General features: G+C 67.6%; 22 protein-coding genes. 6 read left to right on the forward strand and 16 right to left on the reverse strand.

What is annotated here, in order from left to right; genetic code table 11:
- From PMI14_RS08935 to PMI14_RS08945, 3 genes are all read right to left on the reverse strand, one after another.
- Positions 1–371, reverse strand: a 371-nt coding sequence (locus PMI14_RS08935) for a LysR family transcriptional regulator (protein WP_007852968.1), incomplete at its 3' end; no start/stop codon positions are given.
- A gap of 65 nt (positions 372–436) precedes the next feature.
- Positions 437–805, reverse strand: coding sequence for a DUF1428 domain-containing protein (locus PMI14_RS08940; RefSeq protein ID WP_007852970.1), 369 nt, complete (start codon positions 803–805; stop codon positions 437–439).
- A gap of 209 nt (positions 806–1,014) precedes the next feature.
- Positions 1,015–1,998: a LysR family transcriptional regulator gene (locus PMI14_RS08945; protein WP_007852973.1), complete on the reverse strand. Its 984-nt coding sequence runs from the start codon at positions 1,996–1,998 to the stop codon at positions 1,015–1,017.
- A gap of 94 nt (positions 1,999–2,092) precedes the next feature.
- Between PMI14_RS08945 and PMI14_RS08950 the strand changes: the two genes are divergently transcribed.
- The gene (locus PMI14_RS08950) at positions 2,093–3,166 is read left to right on the forward strand and encodes an adenosine deaminase (protein ID WP_007852976.1); all 1,074 of its coding nucleotides are present in this window, start codon (positions 2,093–2,095) and stop codon (positions 3,164–3,166) included.
- 39 nt (positions 3,167–3,205) lie between these two features.
- Positions 3,206–4,192, forward strand: coding sequence for a tripartite tricarboxylate transporter substrate binding protein (locus PMI14_RS08955; RefSeq protein ID WP_007852979.1), 987 nt, complete (start codon positions 3,206–3,208; stop codon positions 4,190–4,192).
- Positions 4,193–4,403: 211 nt separating this feature from the next.
- Here the strand turns inward: PMI14_RS08955 and PMI14_RS08960 are convergent, their stop codons facing one another.
- The 3 genes from PMI14_RS08960 to PMI14_RS08970 all read right to left on the reverse strand — a co-directional run bounded on the left by PMI14_RS08960 (position 4,404) and on the right by PMI14_RS08970 (position 5,769).
- Positions 4,404–4,661, reverse strand: a complete 258-nt coding sequence (locus PMI14_RS08960) for a hypothetical protein (RefSeq protein ID WP_007852980.1) — start codon at positions 4,659–4,661, stop codon at positions 4,404–4,406.
- A gap of 249 nt (positions 4,662–4,910) precedes the next feature.
- Positions 4,911–5,426, reverse strand: a complete 516-nt coding sequence (locus PMI14_RS08965; protein ID WP_007852982.1) for an SRPBCC domain-containing protein — start codon at positions 5,424–5,426, stop codon at positions 4,911–4,913.
- Positions 5,404–5,769: a helix-turn-helix transcriptional regulator gene (locus tag PMI14_RS08970; protein WP_007852988.1), complete on the reverse strand. Its 366-nt coding sequence runs from the start codon at positions 5,767–5,769 to the stop codon at positions 5,404–5,406. Before PMI14_RS08970 ends, PMI14_RS08965 begins: the two co-directional genes overlap by 23 nt.
- A 242-nt stretch (positions 5,770–6,011) precedes the next feature.
- Between PMI14_RS08970 and PMI14_RS08975 the strand changes: the two genes are divergently transcribed.
- Positions 6,012–7,001, forward strand: a complete 990-nt coding sequence (locus tag PMI14_RS08975) for a quinone oxidoreductase (protein WP_007852990.1) — start codon at positions 6,012–6,014, stop codon at positions 6,999–7,001.
- 68 nt (positions 7,002–7,069) lie between these two features.
- On the opposite strand, the gene PMI14_RS34155 is transcribed toward PMI14_RS08975, so the two are convergent.
- Both PMI14_RS34155 and PMI14_RS08985 read right to left on the reverse strand, forming a co-directional pair.
- Positions 7,070–8,029 carry a pilus assembly protein PilP gene (locus PMI14_RS34155; protein ID WP_007852994.1) on the reverse strand — a complete coding sequence of 320 codons (960 nt, stop codon included), beginning with the start codon at positions 8,027–8,029 and terminating at the stop codon, positions 7,070–7,072.
- 171 nt (positions 8,030–8,200) lie between these two features.
- Positions 8,201–9,106 (reverse strand): DMT family transporter, encoded by a 906-nt coding sequence (locus PMI14_RS08985; RefSeq protein WP_007852997.1) that lies wholly within the window; start codon positions 9,104–9,106, stop codon positions 8,201–8,203.
- A 119-nt stretch (positions 9,107–9,225) separates the two neighbouring features.
- On the opposite strand from PMI14_RS08985, the gene PMI14_RS08990 reads away from it, so the two are divergent.
- Positions 9,226–9,714, forward strand: coding sequence for an Lrp/AsnC family transcriptional regulator (locus PMI14_RS08990; protein ID WP_007853014.1), 489 nt, complete (start codon positions 9,226–9,228; stop codon positions 9,712–9,714).
- A gap of 57 nt (positions 9,715–9,771) precedes the next feature.
- Here PMI14_RS08990 and PMI14_RS08995 read toward each other — a convergent pair whose 3' ends face one another.
- From PMI14_RS08995 to PMI14_RS09020, 6 genes are all read right to left on the reverse strand, one after another.
- The gene (locus PMI14_RS08995; protein WP_238541821.1) at positions 9,772–10,146 is read right to left on the reverse strand and encodes a DUF4440 domain-containing protein; all 375 of its coding nucleotides are present in this window, start codon (positions 10,144–10,146) and stop codon (positions 9,772–9,774) included.
- A 34-nt stretch (positions 10,147–10,180) separates the two neighbouring features.
- Positions 10,181–10,384, reverse strand: a complete 204-nt coding sequence (locus PMI14_RS35270; RefSeq protein ID WP_162137118.1) for a hypothetical protein — start codon at positions 10,382–10,384, stop codon at positions 10,181–10,183.
- Between the two features lie 364 nt (positions 10,385–10,748).
- A complete protein-coding gene (locus PMI14_RS09005; protein WP_007853024.1) occupies positions 10,749–11,210 on the reverse strand; it encodes a DUF4262 domain-containing protein in 462 nt (153 codons plus the stop codon).
- A gap of 430 nt (positions 11,211–11,640) precedes the next feature.
- Complete coding sequence (locus PMI14_RS09010; RefSeq protein WP_007853026.1) at positions 11,641–12,696, reverse strand: hypothetical protein; 1,056 nt, start codon at positions 12,694–12,696, stop codon at positions 11,641–11,643.
- 141 nt (positions 12,697–12,837) lie between these two features.
- Positions 12,838–13,272, reverse strand: coding sequence for a DUF1810 domain-containing protein (locus PMI14_RS09015; protein WP_007853028.1), 435 nt, complete (start codon positions 13,270–13,272; stop codon positions 12,838–12,840).
- A 385-nt stretch (positions 13,273–13,657) separates the two neighbouring features.
- Complete coding sequence (locus tag PMI14_RS09020) at positions 13,658–13,891, reverse strand: DUF4287 domain-containing protein (RefSeq protein ID WP_007853031.1); 234 nt, start codon at positions 13,889–13,891, stop codon at positions 13,658–13,660.
- Between the two features lie 404 nt (positions 13,892–14,295).
- Here PMI14_RS09020 and PMI14_RS09025 point away from each other — a divergent pair, with 404 nt between their 5' ends.
- Positions 14,296–15,405 (forward strand): hypothetical protein, encoded by a 1,110-nt coding sequence (locus PMI14_RS09025; RefSeq protein ID WP_007853032.1) that lies wholly within the window; start codon positions 14,296–14,298, stop codon positions 15,403–15,405.
- Between the two features lie 12 nt (positions 15,406–15,417).
- Here PMI14_RS09025 and PMI14_RS33455 read toward each other — a convergent pair whose 3' ends face one another.
- Positions 15,418–16,215, reverse strand: coding sequence for a hypothetical protein (locus PMI14_RS33455; RefSeq protein ID WP_007853034.1), 798 nt, complete (start codon positions 16,213–16,215; stop codon positions 15,418–15,420).
- A 260-nt stretch (positions 16,216–16,475) separates the two neighbouring features.
- Here PMI14_RS33455 and PMI14_RS09035 point away from each other — a divergent pair, with 260 nt between their 5' ends.
- On the forward strand, positions 16,476–16,841 hold the full coding sequence (locus tag PMI14_RS09035; RefSeq protein ID WP_007853036.1) for a hypothetical protein: 366 nt from the start codon (positions 16,476–16,478) through the stop codon (positions 16,839–16,841).
- Between the two features lie 21 nt (positions 16,842–16,862).
- On the opposite strand, the gene PMI14_RS09040 is transcribed toward PMI14_RS09035, so the two are convergent.
- Entirely contained in the window at positions 16,863–17,858 is a 996-nt protein-coding gene (locus tag PMI14_RS09040) for a 2-dehydropantoate 2-reductase (protein WP_007853038.1), read from the reverse strand.
- Positions 17,859–17,889: the final 31 nt, after the last annotated feature.

Raw genomic sequence — 17,889 nt, forward strand, 5'->3', positions numbered from 1 at the left:
GGCAGCAGCCACTTGGCGGCCAGCGTGGGCGCCACGCTGATGGTGACCTGCCGCTCGCCCGGGCGCAGCTGGCGCGTGGCGTCGGCGATCTCTTCGAGCGCGCGGCGTACGCGCAGCGCGTAGGTGGCACCCGCCTCGGTGGGTGCCAGGCCGCGCGCGCGCCGCTCGAACAGGCGAATACCGAGCTCGGCCTCCAGCGCGCGCACCTGCTGCGCCACGGCGCCTTGCGTCACATCGAGCTCCTCAGCCGCCAGCCGAAAGTTCAGGTGCCGCGCAGCGGCCTCGAAGGCGTGCAGCGCCTTCAGGGAGGGCAGGCCCTGTAGGGGCGGGGCGGTGGGGGTATTGCTGCTGGCGTGGGAGTCGGCGGTCATGGGCTTCGGATCTCGGGGCGGCGGGGTGCGCAACGGTCCCGGCGACAGACTATCCCACACCCTGGTCAAGCCTTCACTTCCACCACCGGCTCAAAACCGCCGAAGATCATGCGCTTGCCGTCGAAGGGCATGGGCGGGTTGCTGGGGGTGGAAGGGTCCATGCGCGGGTCTTCCATCATCTTCTTCATGCCCGCGTCGCGCGTGGCCTTGTCCGGCCACTCGACCCATGAGAAGGCCACCGTCTCCTCGGCCGTGGCCTGCACTGCGCGGCGGAAGTCGGTGACCTTGCCGTCGGGGACGTCATCGCCCCAGCCCTCGATCACGCGGATGGCGCCCAGTTCGATGAAGATCGGGTCGAGCTGGCGCGCGTGCTCGATGAACTTCTGCTTGTTGGCGGTGGGGACGGCGATCACGAAACCATCGATGTAGGACATGTCTTGACTCCTGTTGGGTTGACGACCATGCGGCGTACCCGCCATGGGCACCCCGTAAGAACGTGTTTGCGATCTTTTCGGGGCCCTGAAAAGATCGCAAACACGTTCTAAGCATTCGACGAACGAGGATCCGCCAGATCGACAGGAAGCGCCCGGAAAGAAACACTTTTTTTCTTTCTTCTTCCTCCAGCGGCGCGGGGCCACCGCAGTCACTGCGTGCGCTTCGCCCGGCGCGCCGGCTTGTTGGGCGCAGGAGCGGCGGCAAAGCGCTGCTGCAAGAACGCCCGCAGCGCCTGCACCACCTCGCTGCGCATGGGGCCCGGCTGGTACACCAGCACCACGCGCCGCTCGATGTGTGGCGTGACCAGCGGCAGCACGACCAGATCCGGGTCGCGCAGCGCGGCGGTGTACAGCCGCGGCATCAGGCCCAGCGCCATGCCGCCGCGGGCCAGGGCGTACAGCGTTTCGGCATAGCTCACGCGGTGGGGCTCGGCATGCTGCGCGAACTGCGCGCGGGCCGATTCGCCCAGCGCCGGCATGCTGCCGCTTTCAAACAGCGCCAGCCGCTCGTGCCCGATGTCCTGCCAGGCGACCGGCTTGTTGGCCTGGGCCAGCGCATGGTCGCGGCGCAGCACCAGCACCAGCGGGTCGCGGAACAGGTCGGTGCACACCAGGCTGCCCGGGGGCTCGGTGATGGCGGCGATGGCCAGGTCGAGCTGCCCGCTGCGCACCTCGGCCAGCAGCGTGGTGGAGGGGGCGTCGCGCCAGGCCAGGTCCATGCGGCTGCGCTGCGCCGGCGCCCCAGCTCTTTGTTGTTGGTCTTCTTCTTGCAGGAACTCACCCACCGCTGCCACCACGCGCGCGCTGGCCGACGGAATGACGCCAATGCGCACCAGCGCCCGCCCGCGCTGCACGGTGTTGTCGATGTCCTTCAGGGCGCTGTCCACCGTGTGCACCACGAAGTCGGTGCGCGCCAGGATTTCGGCGCCCAGCGGCGTGAGCTGTAGCTGGTGCGTGGAGCGCGTGAGCAGCTCGGCGCCCACCAGCCGCTCCATCTGCTTGATGGCATTGCTCAGGGCCGGCTGGGTGATGGACAGCCGGCGCGCCGCCCGGCCGAACTGCCCCTCTTCGACCAGCACGGAAAAAAAGCGCAGTTGCCGCAGCGTGAGCGCATGGAGTGCGGTGGTGCCCATGGCCTGGTTCTCCCTCGACGGTTATAGATCCGATGAATGAATATATAGATATTTGAAATTTTCCTTATCTGCGGGGCTTGCCTAAACTTTCCGCATGAGCCCGAACCCCGCCCCCGCCGATGCGCCCCTGGAGGCCTTCCTGCGCGCCATGCCGAAGGTGGAACTGCACTGCCACCTGTTCGGCACGGTGCGCCATGCGACCTTTGCCGCGCTGAACCGCCGGGCCGGCTCGCCGCTGGCCGATGAGGAGGTCGAGAGCTTCTACACGCGCGGCGACAAGCCCGTGGGCGTGCTGCGCGTGCTGCGCGCGCTTGACGCGCGCCTGGTGCGCACGGCCGATGACCTGTACCAGCTGACCATCGAATACCTGGAGGACGCGGCGGCCCACGCGGTGCGCCATGCCGAGTTCTTCTGGAACCCGACCGGCACCGTGCACGCCTCGGGCATCGCCTACCCGCTGGCGCAAGGCGCCATCGTGCGCGCCATTCGCGATGCCGAGCAGCAGTTCGGCATCGCCGGCAGGCTGATTGCGGCGGTGGACCGCGAGGCCTCGCCCGAGGCCGCGGTGGAGATGGTGCAGTGGGTGGCGGCGCACCGCTGCGACGAGGTGATCGGCATCGGCATCGACTACCGCGAGAACGACCGGCCGCCCGAGCTGTTTCTGCAGGCCTACCGCGACGCACAGCGCGCGGGCCTCAAGACCACCGCCCACGCCGGCGAGTTCGGCATGCCCTGGACCAATGTGCGCACCGCGCTCGACGTGCTCCAGGTCGACCGCATCGACCACGGCTACACGGTCGTCGACAACCCGGCGTTCGCACGTGAGTGCGCCGAGCGCGGCGTGGTCTTCACCGTGGTGCCCACCAACTCCTACTACCTGCGCACGCTGGCGCCCGAGCGCTGGGCACTGGACCACCCCATCCGGCACATGCCGGCACTGGGCCTGCGCATCCACCCCAACACCGACGACCCGACCCTGCACCAGGTCACGCCGACCGGGGCCTGGCTGAAGATGGCGCGCGACTTCGGCTTTGGCCTGGACGACTTGCGCGGCTTCATGCACAACGGCCTGGACGGCGCCTGGATCGACGACACGCAGCGCCGCCGCTGGGCGAGCGAATGGAGCGCACAGTTCGATGCGCTGCGTGCCGCGCACGGCCTGGCCTGACGACCCCGCACAGCCACCCGACCCCGAAAGACCAACACCATGCGATACCTTGCCCCTTTGCTCGCCACCCTGCCCCTGCTTGCCATGGGCACGGCGCATGCGCAAGCCCAGGCACCGGCCTGGCCTGCCGCCAAGCCCATCACGCTGATCGTTCCGTACTCCGCCGGCGGCAGCGTTGATTTTGTGGCGCGCCTGGTGGCCACGCGGCTGGCGGAGCGCCTGAAGCAGTCGGTGGTGATCGAGAACGTGAGCGGTGCCGGCGGCGCGATCGGAGTGGCCAAGGCGGCGGCGGCGTCGCCCGACGGCTACACCATCGTGGCCGCGCCCGACAGCACGATTGCGATCGGCAAGCTGGTCAACCCCGCCGCGTACAAGTTCGATCCGCTCAAGGACCTGGTGGCCGTGGGCATGGTGAACACGGCCCCCATGGTGCTGGTGGCGCGGCCCGGCCTGGGCGTGGCGAGCTATGCCGACTTCGTCAAGCTCGCCAAGGCCTCGCCCGGCAAGACCAGCTATGCCACCTCGGGTGTGGGCACGGTGCTGCACCTGTCCATGGAACTGCTCAAGCAGCGCAGCGGGATCTTCGTCACCCACATTCCCTACCGCGGCGCGGCGCAGATCGCCACCGACGTGATCGGCGAGCAGGTCGACACCGCCATGCTCATCAGCGCCGGCGCGATGCCCGGCTATGTGCAAAGCGGCAAGCTCAAGGCCCTGGGCGTGACCGGCACCAAGCGCCTCGAATCGCTGCCCAACGTGCCCACCTTCGACGAAATGCCCGGCCTCAAAGGCTACGCCCCGGTGGCCTGGACCGGCCTGTTCGCCCCCGCGCAAACGCCCGCGCCCATCGTCGCGCGCCTGAACCAGGAGCTCAACGCGGTGCTCAACACGCCCGAAGTCCGCACCAAGCTGCAGGAACAGGGCGCGCTGCCGGGCAGCGGCTCGGCCCAGGACCTTGCCCGCTTCGTGCAGGCCGAGTACGCCCGCAACCAGAAGGTGGTGCAGAGCGTCAATATCAAGGAATGAACAGGGGCGGGTGGAGGGCGGTGAAGAGGCGTCGGCTTTCAGCCAATACGGATTGGCGTTCAGCCACAGCCTGATGCCTTCGCCGTTGCAGACCTAGGTAGGGAGGGGGCTGCGACCAGACTCGTTGGACGGGCCAATGTACAAGCGCCGGGGCTCGACCACGCCGAAGTCGCATTCGGCATGCCGGCACTTTGCCGCTGATGGGGCACGCCTACAGAATGTCTTTGACGATGCCTCGGCGCTGCAGCTGCTGCAGCACCGGATAGGCGGCCATACCCGTCAAGGAAGATGAGATACCACATATCAGTGGTGCCACAAGAACCATGATCAGGTCCACCCAGACAGGAGATCCCGAATCATCGAAGACACCCCAGATGGCTTGCACACCATACAACACCGGCATCAGTGCCAGCGTTCCAAAGAATCCGATATAGAACTGAAGCTCAAGCACTGACGAGAGAGATTTCATGGATATTGACTCTACAGGCTTGTTGGTCTGGACAAGGATCCCTGCCGTCTTTGCCCGAGCGGATATTTGCACATTGCGCATTGCCGGCCCAGGTCTTTTTGGCCTGTGGATTTCACCGCCTGGCTGTCGGCCTGCCGCGCCGCTTGCTGGCCTTGCTGTTCGCTTTTCCGGCAGCGGCTGGTGAAGCGGCAGGGTTCTGCCTTCGGCAAGCACCCCGCAGGACCTGCCTGCCCTGCCGGCCTTTCGACCTCACCCCATGCTGCCCACCAGCGCGTCAAGCTGGTCGAATGTCTCGTCGTTCCAGCCCGTGCTGCCGGCGGCGATCTCGGCGTCGAGCGCTTCCTTGGAAGGGTAGAGGTCGTGCACGACGAGCAGCGTGTGCCCCGCTGGCTGTTCCTCGAAGGTGACGGTGGTGACCTGGCCGCTGCCGCCGGCTTCGTCATTGGTCCAGGCCAGGCGCGAGGGCGGTGCCACTTTCAGGTAGCGGCCGTGGAAGGCCATGCCCTGCGGCGCGTCGGGGTGGCTGAACACCAGGCGGTAGCTGCCGCCCACACGAACGTCAAGCTCGCAGGACAGCAGCACCAGGCCAAAGGATTGGGGCACCCACCAGCGCTGGAACAGCGTGGCATCGGTCCAGGCCTTGAACACTGTGCGCGGCGGGGCCTGGATGGTGCGCGTGACGACCAGTTCACGCTCGGACTTGCGCTCCACCGACAGGCGGTGCTGCGGAGAGGCGGGCTGGCTAGTTGTGTTTCCTGCGTCCATCGGTTTTCTCCTGGTGTTGCAATTCCTCGACCACCTGGTCCAGCGCGTCGAAGCGGGCATGCCAGAGCTGGCGGTGCTGCTCGATCCACAGCGCCTGCGCCTCCAGCGGGTGCGGGCCCAACTGGCAGTGGCGCACACGCCCGAGCTTCTGCGTGGTGACCAGCCCGGCCTGCTCCAGCACGCCGATGTGCTTTTTCATCCCCGTGAGGGTCATGCCGAACTTGGCGGCCAGCTCGGTGATGGACGCATCGGCGCGCCCGAGCTGCTGCAGCACGCCACGCCGGGTGGAGTCGGCCAGCGCAGCAAAGGCGGCATCGAGGTGGGCATCCGAATACTGAACCATTAAGTTCAATATATACCCATCTTATTGCTGGCGCCACCCCCGCCAAGCCAGCAGTTTTTCTACCGACTGAATGCAGCCCAAGCTCCTCGCTGCACCGGCCTGCCGGTGCTAACCTGACTGCCTTCACATGCCACGGCCCGCCATGCCACAGCGGTGCCCGGTGGGCTGCCCCCAGCCCATGGCAGGAGAAAAATTCGCTTCGTTGCCATTCCCCCGTCCGCCCGCCACAGAAAGGCCCCGCCATGTACGCACTCGTCTTCCACCAGTTCGGCGATGCCGACGTCCTGCGCCATGAAGTGGTGCCCGAGCCGACCCCGGCGCCCGGCCAGGCGCTGGTGCGCATGCGGGCCGTGGGGCTGAACTTTGCCGATGTGTACCGGCGCAAGGGCAATTACCACCTCGCCGGGTCGCCGCCATGGGTGCTGGGCTACGAGGGCGCGGGCGAGGTGATCAGCGCGCCGCCGGGCAGCGGCTTGCAGCCCGGGCAGCGGGTGGGCTTTGCCGACAGCCCGTTCGCCAATGCCGAGCTGTGCGCGGTGGATGTCGACCGGTTGATACCCCTGCCCGACGCGATCTCGTTCGAGACGGCCGCGGGCAGCCTGCTGCAGGGCCTGACGGCGCAGTACCTGTGCCGTGACAGCTATGCGGTTCGCCCAGGGGACTGGGCCGTGGTGCATGCAGCGGCGGGCGGCGTAGGGCTGCTGCTCGCGCAGATGCTGCGCGGCCTGGGCGCGCGGGTTGTCGCCATCGCATCGACCGAGGCCAAGCGCCAGGCGGTGCGCGAGGTGCTGGGCGCGGACGCCGGCGGCAGCGTGGATGCAGTGGCCGTCATACCCACCGAGGGCTGGCTGCAGGCGGTGCAGGCGATCACTGGCGGGCGCGGGGCGGACGTGGTGTACGACTCGGTGGGCACCACGCTGCCCGACAGCCTGGCCGCTGCGCGCACCGGCGGCACCATCGTGTTCTACGGCATGGCGGCGGGCGACCCGGCGCCGGTGGACCCGCGCCTGCTGATGGACCGCTCGCTGGCGCTGGTGGGCGGCGACCTGTGGAACGTTCTCACCAGCGCGCAGGAGCGCCGTTCGCGCGCGGCGCAGCTCTTCGAGGCCATCGGGGCGGGCGAGCTGCAGTTGCACATCGCCCAGCGCTTTGCCCTGCGCGACGGCGCACAGGCCCACCGCGCGCTGGAGGGCCGGCAGGCCATTGGCAAGGTGTTGCTGGTGGTGGAGTGATGCGGGGGCGCTATGGACGCCTGCCCAGCGTTGCCGCCATCCCCGCCCCCAAGCGCCGCCGGCAGTGCTCACAGGCTGCGCGCTTCGCTGGCCTGCAGCCGCCAGCCGTCCAGGCTCCAATCACCTGGATCGCCCGGGTCGGACACCAGGTACCCGTGGTCTGCGTCCAGCGCCAACCGCCTGACCTTGCCCGCATGGCAGCGCAACTCCAGCGAGCCCGCCGCACCTTGGACATAGGTCCCTGACTCACTCAGCGCGATCGTCCCCAGTTCACCTGGGGCCCGGGTCCACCGCTTTTTCAAGTGGTAGTGCCCGCCGGAGTGCAGCGAGATGCGGACCTGCGCCACGACCTGCGATCCCGTCAATGCCAAGACGCACGTAAAACGGCTCGTTCGCCATTCCGCGGCCACCAGCCGGGGCAGCACGCAAAGGAACATCACGGTTCCGATATCGAGCACCCACGGCAGGGCAAACACCCATCCCTGGGCCCCCTGCTGCCAAAGCCACCAGGTCAGCACCAGCGGGCCGACGAAGGGCACCAACACCGGCGAGGAATGGCCACCGGAGCGCCGCGCCGTCCACCAACTGCCCGCCAGGGTGAGCCAGCTGATCAGCGGGAACAGCAGGCCCAGGATCAGGAGCGCGTGGGAGATCATTGCAGCATGGTCGCGGCCGGCGACATCATGAGCGCTACCTAACCGCTTCTCAAAAGGAATCCAGACTTCGCGCTGCACCCACTCGCCATCTGCGTCCTGCACAGCCTCCAGGGCGCGAACCCCTTTTTTCCTGGAGATTTCAACGATCCGGCCGAAATCTTTTCCGAGGTAGTCCCCTCTATAAGCCCGATGGATATAGCCACCAGGATCCCTTACTACGGCATATGAATATCCCCTGGATTTATTGAAATAGATCGCCTTAACTACCAAGGACTCCCTATCAAATGCCTCCAAAGACTGGCGCTCCCGCGTAGCAAATGCTTGCACCGGGAAAAGCAGCAACAGCCAGACAAAATATTGATGGAGCTTCATCTTGCCCTCCAGGCCTGTTCAGTTGCCGGATGCCAGGCTGAGCCAGCTGAGAAGCGGGAACAGCAGGCCCAGGATCAGGAGCACATGGGAGATCATTGCACCATTGTCGCGGCCCACGGCCGGGGGCGTGATGCAAAGCCATGAGGCCTTGCATGGTTGGCCGCTCGCGCCTCAGGTGGCAACGGCTTCCTGCGCCCCCGCCTTGCTCTGCGCGGGCCTTCGCGCCGTCATCGCCGTCCCCATCGACGCCGACATGATCAGCGCGATGGCCAGCCACTGGTTGAACGTGAGCACCTCGCCCAGCAGCAGCAGGGCCAGCAGAGCGGCCACGGCGGGCTCCATGCTGATCATGATGCCGAAGGCCTCCTTGGGCAGGCGCTTGAGGGCCATCATCTCCAGCGAGATGGGGATGGCGCTGGAGACCGCCGCCACCCCCAGGCCCACCAGCAGCACATACGGCGACAGCAGCGCGGTGCCGGCATGCACCACGCCCACGGGCACCACCACCACGGCCGCGGCCAACAGGCCCAGCGAGACGGAATGCCCCGCGTGCAGATGCCCCACGCGCTTGCCGAACACGATGTACAGCGCCCAGAAGGTGGCGGCCGCCATTGCGTAGGCCACGCCCGTGGGGTCGAGGGTGCTGCCGTTCATGCCCAGCGGCAGCAGCATGCCCAGGCCCACCACGGCCAGGGCCACCCAGACAAAATCGATGGCGCGGCGCGAGGACAGCACGGCCATGAGCAGCGGGCCCGAGAACTCGATGGCCACGGCCAGCCCGAAGGGCAGCGTGCGCAGCGACATGTAGAAGGTGAGGTTGGTGGCGCCCAGCATGGCGCCGTAGAGCATGGTGGCGCGCAGGTCGGTGCGCGACAGCTGCCAACGCCAGGGCCGCCACAGCAGCAGCAAGAGCAGCGCCGAGAAGCCCACGCGCACGGCCGTGGTGCCCTGCGCGCCCACCAGCGGAAACAGGTAGTGCTTGGCCCACGAGGTGCCGATGCCAAGGGCCGTGACGGCGCCGAGCACGGCCAGGAAGGGAACGAAGCGCTGGTAGCGGTGCAACAGGGAGGAGAACATGGCTGAAAATATAGTGCGAGTGTGGCGTGCTTTTGGCTCGAAATTCGTCCGCGCCACGCAATTTTCGCTCGCCCGCATACCAAAAACCCCCGCCTGCCCTTACCGAGGATCAGACCGCCATGCCCGCAGCCCCTGCCCTCGACGCCTTCGACCTGGCCATCCTCGACATCCTGCAGCGCGACAACACCACGCCCCAACGCGCCATCGCTCAGGCCGTGCACCTGTCGGCGCCGGCGGTGCAGCGGCGCATCCAGCGGCTGGAGCAGACCGGCGTGATCCGCGCCAACGTGGCCGTGATCGACCCCGAGAAGGTGGGCCTGCCCCTGACCATCATGGTCGAGGTGCACCTGGAGAACGAGCGCCCCGACCGCACCGCCCCGCTGCGCGCGCGCATCGCCACCGAGGCTGCCGTGCAGCAGTGCTACTGCGTGACCGGCGAGGCCGATTACCTGCTGGTGGTGACGGTGGCGTCGATGGCCGACTACGAGGCCCTCACGCGCCGCCTGTTCGAGGGCGATGACAACGTGCGGCGGTTTCGCACGTCGGTGTCGCTGGGGTGCTTGAAGGCGGGCTTGCAGGTGCCGTTGGGGGATGGTGGGCCGGCGTAGGCGGCGCGCTCGGCGTTCAGCGCATCAGCGGGTCGCCACGGCGTGCCGGCTGGTCGCCTACCAGAGCTCGGCAGCGGGCGTGCCCTGGTGGTAGAGGAGCTGCCACAGGGCATCCTGCTGCACCCAGACCGAAGAGCGCAGGGTATGGTTTTCGAGCGTGGCATCTGGCCGACGAAGCGCCGAGCGGTAGGTCAGCAAGGCGATGCCCGGCCCCAGTGCTTGCACCGCGAAGTGGTCCGAGAGGACCGGGGGAGGCGCCACCTGCTCGCCCAGAAAGCGCACGACGGTGGCCCGGTCATACTGCCGGCCCGAGCGACCCACTTCATGGAAATCGGTGTGCAGCAGTTGCGCCAGGCGCTGGGCATCGCAGCGCACGCCGGGGTGGTGCAGTTCCACCTCGAGCGCCTGGAGGGTGGCAAGGAGTGCGTTCATCATCGGCGCGGACCGCTGCATGCGGCCTGCCGCATCAGCGGCGCCACACCGCCCACCACACCTTGCGGGGGCCCGCCTTGCGCTCCGGCATGTCCTGTGGCGCTTCGGGCTCCGTCTTTTGTTGCAGTACGTCGCACAGACCTTGCTCCTTCACGGCGATGAATTTCTTCAGAATTTCCGGGTCATTGCCTGCATAGCGAATACAGCTCACCTCAGACGCCCAGGCCGCGCTGACCATGAGGTCTGCTTCTTCGGGTGTGGAGGGCTGCTTGCAGACAAAGCAGTGCCCATCTGCAGCGTATTCGAAGTGCCCAGGCGCCTCTGCGAATGGTATCTCGCAACTGGTGCAACAGCCATCCTCCACGTAGAAGTCGCCGGGTGCGTTTCTGGTGTGCCGCGTGTACATGGGGGAATGTCACGGCGATGGCGCGGCATCGCATGGCATCGCATCGCATCGCGCAGAACCGGAGGTGATACGCCCTCTATCCAGTTTTCCAGGGGGCGCGTGCGCCGCACCCGTTGCTCGCAGGCCGCATCGTGCGCGAAAGCAAACCCGATATCGGACATCGCGCTGCTCCAGCCGCAAGCCATGCCCTGCTGAATCATGCGTCCTGGTCAGGGACATGGGGCGCGCCCGACAGCACGGGCTGCAGGGCCGCGTAGGACCGGTCATGGCCAGGCTCTTCGGGAAACCGCCCCGCCCGATCGGGCCAGACCACCTGGGCAATGGGGAACTCCTGCCCGTGGAACCTCAGCCCAAAGCCGAAGTAGCGGTCCAGGTGCACGCCATGCAGGGGTTTGACGTGCAGCCCGAACTTTCCGCCCACGTCGTGAAGCTGGCTGAACACCTTGAACTCGGCTCCCGCCTCAATTTTCGCGGCGATGGCGTTCAGAATGTCCGCAGTGAGCTCTGTGGGCAAACCGAACAAAATGAGTTCAGGGTGCTTGAAGCGCGACCACAGCCCCACGGTATAGGCGAAAGGCGGGTCTTCGTCCCCAACGGCGATAACGGAGCAGCCAAAGGCGGCGATGTCCTTGCGAACCCTTTTGATGAACTTTTCCATGGTGCTATCCCGGGGCCCGTGCTGGCCGGCCGCGACAGTCTAGCCGCTTGGTGAGCGCTATCGATCCTCACCCTGGCTGCCTCGCCGCGCACTCCCTGCTTCATGCAACGGCGGCACCTGGTGAAGCCTGAAGAGGTTCCACGGGCGGACCTCTCGCAGGTCGGCCTTCTCCGCGAACATCGAGGCGAGCACCCTTCTTCGCGGCAAGGCCAGTGAAGCCTCGCTGCAGGGATTCTTCAGATTCATCAGCGCTGCCTGGGGCTCGGGCGTTGACGTGACGCCGCAATGGCTCCATGCATGCAAGTCCAACTACCGGAGCGCAGAGCGGGCGCACAAGGAATTGGAGGCATGGGTGGACACCAAGTCCGCCAAGGCGAACGATGGGATTCCTGGCCCGCACAAGTTCGATTGGGCGCAGTTCGCCGGCCATCTACCCCGCGCCGCGCGGCAAAGCGCGCAGGGCATCGCAGGCCTCGCGCGCCCAGTCCTTGTCCCAGTGCGAAAGCACCTGCTCGTACTGCGCGTAGAAATTTTCCAGCGCGCTGTCGCCCTGCAGCCAGGCCAGGGCCAGGGGCAGCCGGCTGGGCAGCAGTTCGCCGGGCCCTTCGTCGGAGTGGGTGGCGGCGTGCAAGATGCTTTCGACCGTGGTGCAGGCCTGCAGCGTGGGCAGGATCTCGTTGTCCAGGTATTCGAACAGCCCCGGGATCAGCCGGTCCACGTACTCGGCACTGCGCAGGGAGCCGCCCATGCTCGTCCACTCCGGACCGCGCCCATGGTCGACCATGAAGGCGGCGATGCCGCGGTACTCGCGGCCGCGCACCTGCATGCGCCGGGCGCCGCCGCAGGTCTCGAACGCGGCCGGGGGCAGGTCGGGCACGATGGCCGCGATCACCTCGAACGACAGGCCTTCCTTGAAGTCCAGGAAGCTGATGGCGATGGTCTGCTTGCCGATCGGCACCACGCGCTCGGCCAGCAGCGGGATTTCAGAGTGAACGGGCTCGCCGCGGTGAAAACTGAACCCCAGGGCCTCGAAGCGCGGCCGCCACGCCGCCTCGCACCGCGCCATCACGGCGTCGCGGTCTGCGGCGCCGATGCGGGGCGGCGCAAGGCCCCGGTCGCCCCGGTCAAAGCGCGTGAGGCCGTCGAAGGTGAGCACATAGCCGAAGGGCAGGTACAGCCGCGCCGCCTGGTCGTCGTAGACGCTGAAGCCGAGTTCGGTGGCGCTTTGCACCACCACCTCCTGGTAGTTCTCGGGACCGTGGAAATCCAGGCCGTAGCTGCGCTCGCAGTGCCCGGGGTCGATGGGGTACTCGATCCACTCACTGGGCGTGCCCTGCGCCACCATGCGCGCCTCGATCTGCTCGCGCAGTTGCTGCCACTTCGCGTACGGCGGCGAAGCCCGGTCGCTGAGGTACTGGTGCACGCGCTCCGCTGCCGTGAGGCTGGCGGGCTGGGGGTGCTCCCAGATATGGACCACGTAGCTCATCGAAAGTCTCCATGCAGTAGCGATGGGTCGGCATTGTCTGCGCAGGGCCGGGGGCTGCGCGCACGCGCCTGACCAACGGCCCCGTTCAGCCCACCAGCGGCGGCCGCGCCACGGCGCGCATGCGCACGGGACTGAAAAAGCCTAGGCGTCCAGCAGTTCGAGCGTGCGCGCATCCTTCTCGCCGGCGAAGTACTTGGCCAGGACGGCATCGAACACCGGGTCCGCCCCGGCCTGCGCCACCGCGCTGAACAGGGTCATGCTGGAGCGCAGCTTGAGGTCGTCGGGGCTGCCCAGAACCTCGGTGGCCGCGCTGGTGCTGAGCCCCAGCAGCAGTTGGCAGCACTCGCGCAGCCGGCTGCCCAGCACGGGGTGCGCGAGGTAGGACGTGGCCTCCGCGCGCGACTGGATGGCGTAGCGAGCGGCCATCTCGCTGTGCCCCAGGCCCTTGTACTGGGGGAACACGAACCACATCCAGTGCGAGCGCTTCTTGCCGGCCGTGAGTTCGGCGAGCACGCGTCGCTCGTACACAGGCTCCTGGGCCGCGAGGAATCGGTCGAGGACAGGGGGCAGTGGCATTCAAGTCTTCATCCCAGGTGATGGCCGGCAGGCCGGGGCACGCTGGCGCCCGCACCCACCCCGACTCCACGGCAACGGGACAGTCGACCGACGCGCGGCTGGTGCGGAAGATGGTGACGTCGGCTGTCGCTGCAGGCAACGGTGCGCACAGCGAGGGCGGATACCAGCGACATGGGCAGGCAAAAAAGGTGGTGAGGGGCCTTTCCACTGTGCCACAGCCCACCGGGTATGCGCATGCCTCACCCAAATGGGTGCCTGTCCTGCCGAGCGAAGCCTGGCACAGATGGACGGCATCAGGCCCTAACTGGGCGGCAGGTGCAACGTGAGCGGCAGGGGCACCCATGCCATCGTGGAGTACGACGGCAGCCCGCCCCCTACCGACCCGCTACCTGCCCTGCGCCAGGAACACCGCCACCAGCGCATTGGCATGCCCGTGGCCCATGCCGTGGTCGGTCTTGAGCAAGGCGACGTACTCCATGTGCTTGCGCGCGCCTGCCGCGCGCAGCACCTCCATCCAGTGGCTGATGGGCTGGCCGTACTTGGCCTCGATGGACGGGAAGTACGAGGCGGGGCCCTTGACGGCGGGGGCGGCGTTCTTGCTGGCGCTGGACTCTGGCATGGATGGACTCCTTGGTGGATGGCATTTTGGGGGCAGGTGGGGCGCCCCTGCGGCTGCCTGCCCTTTCTACGACGAGCGAAAGGGCCGGACTTCGACATGCTGCCGGCAAATATTTTCTGAGCGGGCGGGATGTCCGTGGCTGCTCGCCGCCATCGCATTGGGCCAGGACCAGGCGACTGCGGGTGGCGCGGGTGCACAAGCCGTGAGGTGGTGCATGCACGCGTTCGGGCGGCCACCCCCCGCTGCCGCGCCGCACACATCTCGATACCTTGAAGGTGGCGCCCCGGGGCAGACCCGGTGACACCCATCACAAGCCTGCACGGCCATTCAGCGACACACTGAAAGCATACCAACCAGGTGCCATGCGCTATTCGACATGTCCACCACTTCGAGAGGAGCCTTCCATGCCCGTTGTTGCTGCTTGCCGCATGCCCCGCGCTGCCCGCCGTTTACCCATCCCCGCCGCCCCCACGACCTGGCGCCTTGCGCCGCTGGGGTTGGCGGCGGCCCTGGCCCTGGCTGGCTGCGGCGGCAGTGACGGACCCGACACCACCATGCCGCCAGTGCCCGGCGAGAACTATCGGACCCTGGGCGTCTCGGTGACCGGGCTGGCCACGGGCCAGAGCCTGGTGCTGCAAAACAATGGGTCGGACGACTTCATCGTCAGCACCAACGGTTTCGTGCAGACGGCGGCGAGCTGGCCGCTGGGCAGCACCTACGCGGTCACGGTCAAGACCCAGCCCACGGGCCAGCGCTGCACGGCGGCGCGCAACACGGGCACGCTGGCCACGGCCAACGCCTCGGTGCTGGTCGATTGTGTGGTGCTGCCGGGCGAGCGCAACACGCTCGGCGGCACCATCAGCGGTGTGCCCGCAGGCCAGGCGGTGGTGCTGCGCAACGGCAGCGAGGACTTGGCCGTCCAGGCCGATGGCAGCTTCACCTTTGCCACACCGCTGGCAGCCGGCGCGGCCTATGCCATCACGGTGAAGACCCGGCCCGATGGGCTGGGCTGTGTGGTGCGCAATGGCGCGGGCACGGTCACCGGAGCCGTGGTGGACACCGTGGCCGTGCGCTGCGTGCCCGAGGGCGCCCTGGCCGACGGGGGATGGGAGCGCGACCAATGCGGCGTGACGCCGGACGGGACCGCCCTCACGGACATGTGGCGCGTCTCCCACGCCACCCCGACATCGCTGTCGATAGGCGCTGGCGGGGTCAGCTACCGCAATGCACAGTGCAGCGGCCCGGGCACCCCCATGACGGGCCCCCTGGCCGGCGCCTTCTCGATCACCGACCTGCGCAGCGCAGCCAGCGCCAGCCGCGAGCTGGTGGGCTACTGGGGAACCTACAGCTCCAGGGCCGTCAGCATGCCGCGCCCGGTGGTGCTGGTGCGCAAGGCCAACCACCTGTGCCTGCTGGAGGACAGTGCGGCCGCATCGTCCTACCCCGATGTGACCAGCCTGGGGCTGGCCGTCACCGCGGCGATTGCGGGGGGCAAGTGCTACACCCCCCGATGAGCCTCCCGACGCTCAGGGCACGGTGTAGTTCGAGCAGTCGGGCACCGGCGCATCGGGCACATAGGTGCCGGCCTGCGGGGTGAAGCGGTACAGCCGCTGGTAGCTGCATTGGGGGTCGGTCACGGTCACTAGGTCGCGTTGGCGAAGGGGCCGCGCGGCCAGCGAGTCCCTGGACCGCGACACACGCCCCGGAAACGAGGTGGCCTTGCTGCGGTAGCGCAGCACCGGCATGCCCGCGGCGGATGCGCCCGCCAGGGCCACGGTGGCCTCGAAGGTGTATTCGTCGTGGCAGGCGCCGGCGCGCTGCTTCATGTGGCGCTCGCTGAAGCACGCCCGGATCGTCGCGCTGCCGTTTTGGGGCACGCTCAGCACCTCCACCGGTGGCTGGCCCGGCACAAAGGCGATGAGGTGCAGCGTGGTGGCACTGGCCCCGCCGCCGGAATACATGGTGCTCTCGCGCGTTTGCACCCCGACCAGGACACCGCCCTCGAAGCGGATGAGCCTGGGCCACAGCTCCATCGACGCACCGTCGCCAGCGGATGCAAGTCCCGCCATCCGATAGGCCGCAGGGGCCGCATCACGCGGGCCGCCAGGCAGCTGCAGGAGCCCCACGTCGATGGTGCAGGCCTGGCCTTCGCAGCCGGGTTGGGAGGGAGCGATGTCGACACACAGCTGGTCGGGCGCACACGCGCGCGCCACGCCGTTGTCGGACTGGCTGACGACAACCAGCGTGTCCATGCGCGGTGGCGCGGCGAGGGCGGGCAGCGATGGCGCCAGCAGCGTGGCGGCAAGGAGCAGGGATGGGCGCATGGTCAAAAGTTGGGTGGGCTGGCACCATGGATTTCAGCACAACGTTGAACTGGCGTGGAACGTGACAGGCAAGCACGTGCTACTCGCCGCACCGAGGTAGGCGCTGGCGCAACAGCCACGTCAAGTACGCGACAACCAATCTGGATGGATGATCTTGCTGGTCGGCACCGTGATTTTTGGAGGTGATCCAGCCGGCATACTGGGGCCTGCTTTGAGTCCATCGCAGTCTTCTTCCTGAACCCTCTTCACACCATTTCTCGATGCGCAGATTCGCCTTTGGATACCTATTTCTCGCTATCGTGGCGCTGTGCCTCAGCGCCTACTGTTTTGTGCAGGTACCCCTCTACAAGAGCAGCACGGAAGTGACGCTGGAGGCCATTGAACACCACTACATCGACCGAGGAAGGTTCACCGCCCAGGAATTGGCCGATCTCGATTGGTTTTTGCACAAGATTAAAAGCAATTCCCGCGCCGACAAGCTCGTGCGCGAGCGCGTGCGGCAGGCGGGCATGAATGGCTTCTGGGCCTTCACCCTGTTCTGCGGGCTGATGGGTTTCAGCATGCTGGATACGCTGCGCAAGCAGGCTGAAGAGATTGCAGCGGCAGATGGTGGCACGCCGCCATAGCGCCGCCTCACTGGGGGCGCATCACCCCAGCCCCACCGCCCGCTTCATCTCCACCCCCGTCAGCCGCAGCCTCGGCCCGCTGAGCAGTTCACACATCCGCGCACTGAGCGGCGCCTGCGCCCCATGCTGCGCAGCCAGCCGCACCACGGCGCCGCAGATCGCATCGATCTCGGTCACGCGCCCGGCCTCCAGGTCGTCCCACATGGAGGATCGGGCGCTCGCGTCGATCTGCAGCATGCGCTTGGCAAGGCGGGTGAACAGCCAGTTGGGCAGGCGCATGACCTTGGGCAGCATCTGGGGCGACACGGCGGTGACCTGCGCGGGGGTGATACCGGCGCGCGCCATTACGCCCAGGGCCTCGGCCTGCAGGGCGGCGAAGACGTATCGGCAATCGCGGTCGAGCAGTTCCTCGCGCAGGGGCAGGTTGGACAGGGCATTGACCGGGTTGTTGAGGTTGAGCAGCAGCTTGCCCCATTGCACGGCGCGGATGTCATCGGGCAGCACGGTGGCCAGGCCGGCGGCGTTGAAGACTGCGGCCACGGGCTCGGTGGCGCCATCGCGCTGCAGCTGGATGGCGCCGGCCGTGGCGCGGTGCACCTGGGCGCCGCGCAGCACCACGTTGTAGGGCACCATGCCGGCCAGGGCTTTCAAGGCGGGGGCCTGCGCTGCGATGCGGGCCACGTTGTCCACGCCGTTCTGCAGCGAGATGACGGGTGTGCCGGGCGCGCACGCCGCAGCCAGCTCGCGCGCGGCGCTCTCGGTGGCGCCGCTTTTCACGCAGAGCAAAATCACGGAGTCGGGGCCCGGCGCGGCCTCGGCCAACGTGCCGGCCACACGCAGTTGCGCGGCTGGCACATGGGCGCGGTAGCCGTCGAGATCGGTGACGGTGAGTCCTTCACGCGCCAGGGGCTCCATGGCGTGGGGGCGGCCGACCAGGCAGACGCTTTGGCCCTGCGCCGCAAGGCGCCCCCCGACGTAGCAGCCAATGGCGCCCGCGCCCAACACGATGAAGTTCATACGATGCAGCCCCCTTGATGTTGAGGCGCAT

The organism is Acidovorax sp. CF316 (assembly GCF_000276605.1).
GTDB lineage: Bacteria > Pseudomonadota > Gammaproteobacteria > Burkholderiales > Burkholderiaceae_C > Acidovorax.

What these genes read in the sequence shown, in the direction of transcription:
- PMI14_RS08940 (WP_007852970.1), bottom strand. Translation starts at nt 805, where the DNA reads ATGTCCTACATCGATGGTTTCGTGATCGCCGTCCCCACCGCCAACAAG.
- PMI14_RS08945 (WP_007852973.1), bottom strand. Translation starts at nt 1,998, where the DNA reads ATGGGCACCACCGCACTCCATGCGCTCACGCTGCGGCAACTGCGCTTT.
- PMI14_RS08950 (WP_007852976.1), top strand. Translation starts at nt 2,093, where the DNA reads ATGAGCCCGAACCCCGCCCCCGCCGATGCGCCCCTGGAGGCCTTCCTG.
- PMI14_RS08955 (WP_007852979.1), top strand. Translation starts at nt 3,206, where the DNA reads ATGCGATACCTTGCCCCTTTGCTCGCCACCCTGCCCCTGCTTGCCATG.
- PMI14_RS08960 (WP_007852980.1), bottom strand. Translation starts at nt 4,661, where the DNA reads ATGAAATCTCTCTCGTCAGTGCTTGAGCTTCAGTTCTATATCGGATTC.
- PMI14_RS08965 (WP_007852982.1), bottom strand. Translation starts at nt 5,426, where the DNA reads ATGGACGCAGGAAACACAACTAGCCAGCCCGCCTCTCCGCAGCACCGC.
- PMI14_RS08970 (WP_007852988.1), bottom strand. Translation starts at nt 5,769, where the DNA reads ATGGTTCAGTATTCGGATGCCCACCTCGATGCCGCCTTTGCTGCGCTG.
- PMI14_RS08975 (WP_007852990.1), top strand. Translation starts at nt 6,012, where the DNA reads ATGTACGCACTCGTCTTCCACCAGTTCGGCGATGCCGACGTCCTGCGC.
- PMI14_RS34155 (WP_007852994.1), bottom strand. Translation starts at nt 8,029, where the DNA reads ATGAAGCTCCATCAATATTTTGTCTGGCTGTTGCTGCTTTTCCCGGTG.
- PMI14_RS08985 (WP_007852997.1), bottom strand. Translation starts at nt 9,106, where the DNA reads ATGTTCTCCTCCCTGTTGCACCGCTACCAGCGCTTCGTTCCCTTCCTG.
- PMI14_RS08990 (WP_007853014.1), top strand. Translation starts at nt 9,226, where the DNA reads ATGCCCGCAGCCCCTGCCCTCGACGCCTTCGACCTGGCCATCCTCGAC.
- PMI14_RS08995 (WP_238541821.1), bottom strand. Translation starts at nt 10,146, where the DNA reads ATGAACGCACTCCTTGCCACCCTCCAGGCGCTCGAGGTGGAACTGCAC.
- PMI14_RS35270 (WP_162137118.1), bottom strand. Translation starts at nt 10,384, where the DNA reads ATGGTCAGCGCGGCCTGGGCGTCTGAGGTGAGCTGTATTCGCTATGCA.
- PMI14_RS09005 (WP_007853024.1), bottom strand. Translation starts at nt 11,210, where the DNA reads ATGGAAAAGTTCATCAAAAGGGTTCGCAAGGACATCGCCGCCTTTGGC.
- PMI14_RS09010 (WP_007853026.1), bottom strand. Translation starts at nt 12,696, where the DNA reads ATGAGCTACGTGGTCCATATCTGGGAGCACCCCCAGCCCGCCAGCCTC.
- PMI14_RS09015 (WP_007853028.1), bottom strand. Translation starts at nt 13,272, where the DNA reads ATGCCACTGCCCCCTGTCCTCGACCGATTCCTCGCGGCCCAGGAGCCT.
- PMI14_RS09020 (WP_007853031.1), bottom strand. Translation starts at nt 13,891, where the DNA reads ATGCCAGAGTCCAGCGCCAGCAAGAACGCCGCCCCCGCCGTCAAGGGC.
- PMI14_RS09025 (WP_007853032.1), top strand. Translation starts at nt 14,296, where the DNA reads ATGCCCGTTGTTGCTGCTTGCCGCATGCCCCGCGCTGCCCGCCGTTTA.
- PMI14_RS33455 (WP_007853034.1), bottom strand. Translation starts at nt 16,215, where the DNA reads ATGCGCCCATCCCTGCTCCTTGCCGCCACGCTGCTGGCGCCATCGCTG.
- PMI14_RS09035 (WP_007853036.1), top strand. Translation starts at nt 16,476, where the DNA reads ATGCGCAGATTCGCCTTTGGATACCTATTTCTCGCTATCGTGGCGCTG.
- PMI14_RS09040 (WP_007853038.1), bottom strand. Translation starts at nt 17,858, where the DNA reads ATGAACTTCATCGTGTTGGGCGCGGGCGCCATTGGCTGCTACGTCGGG.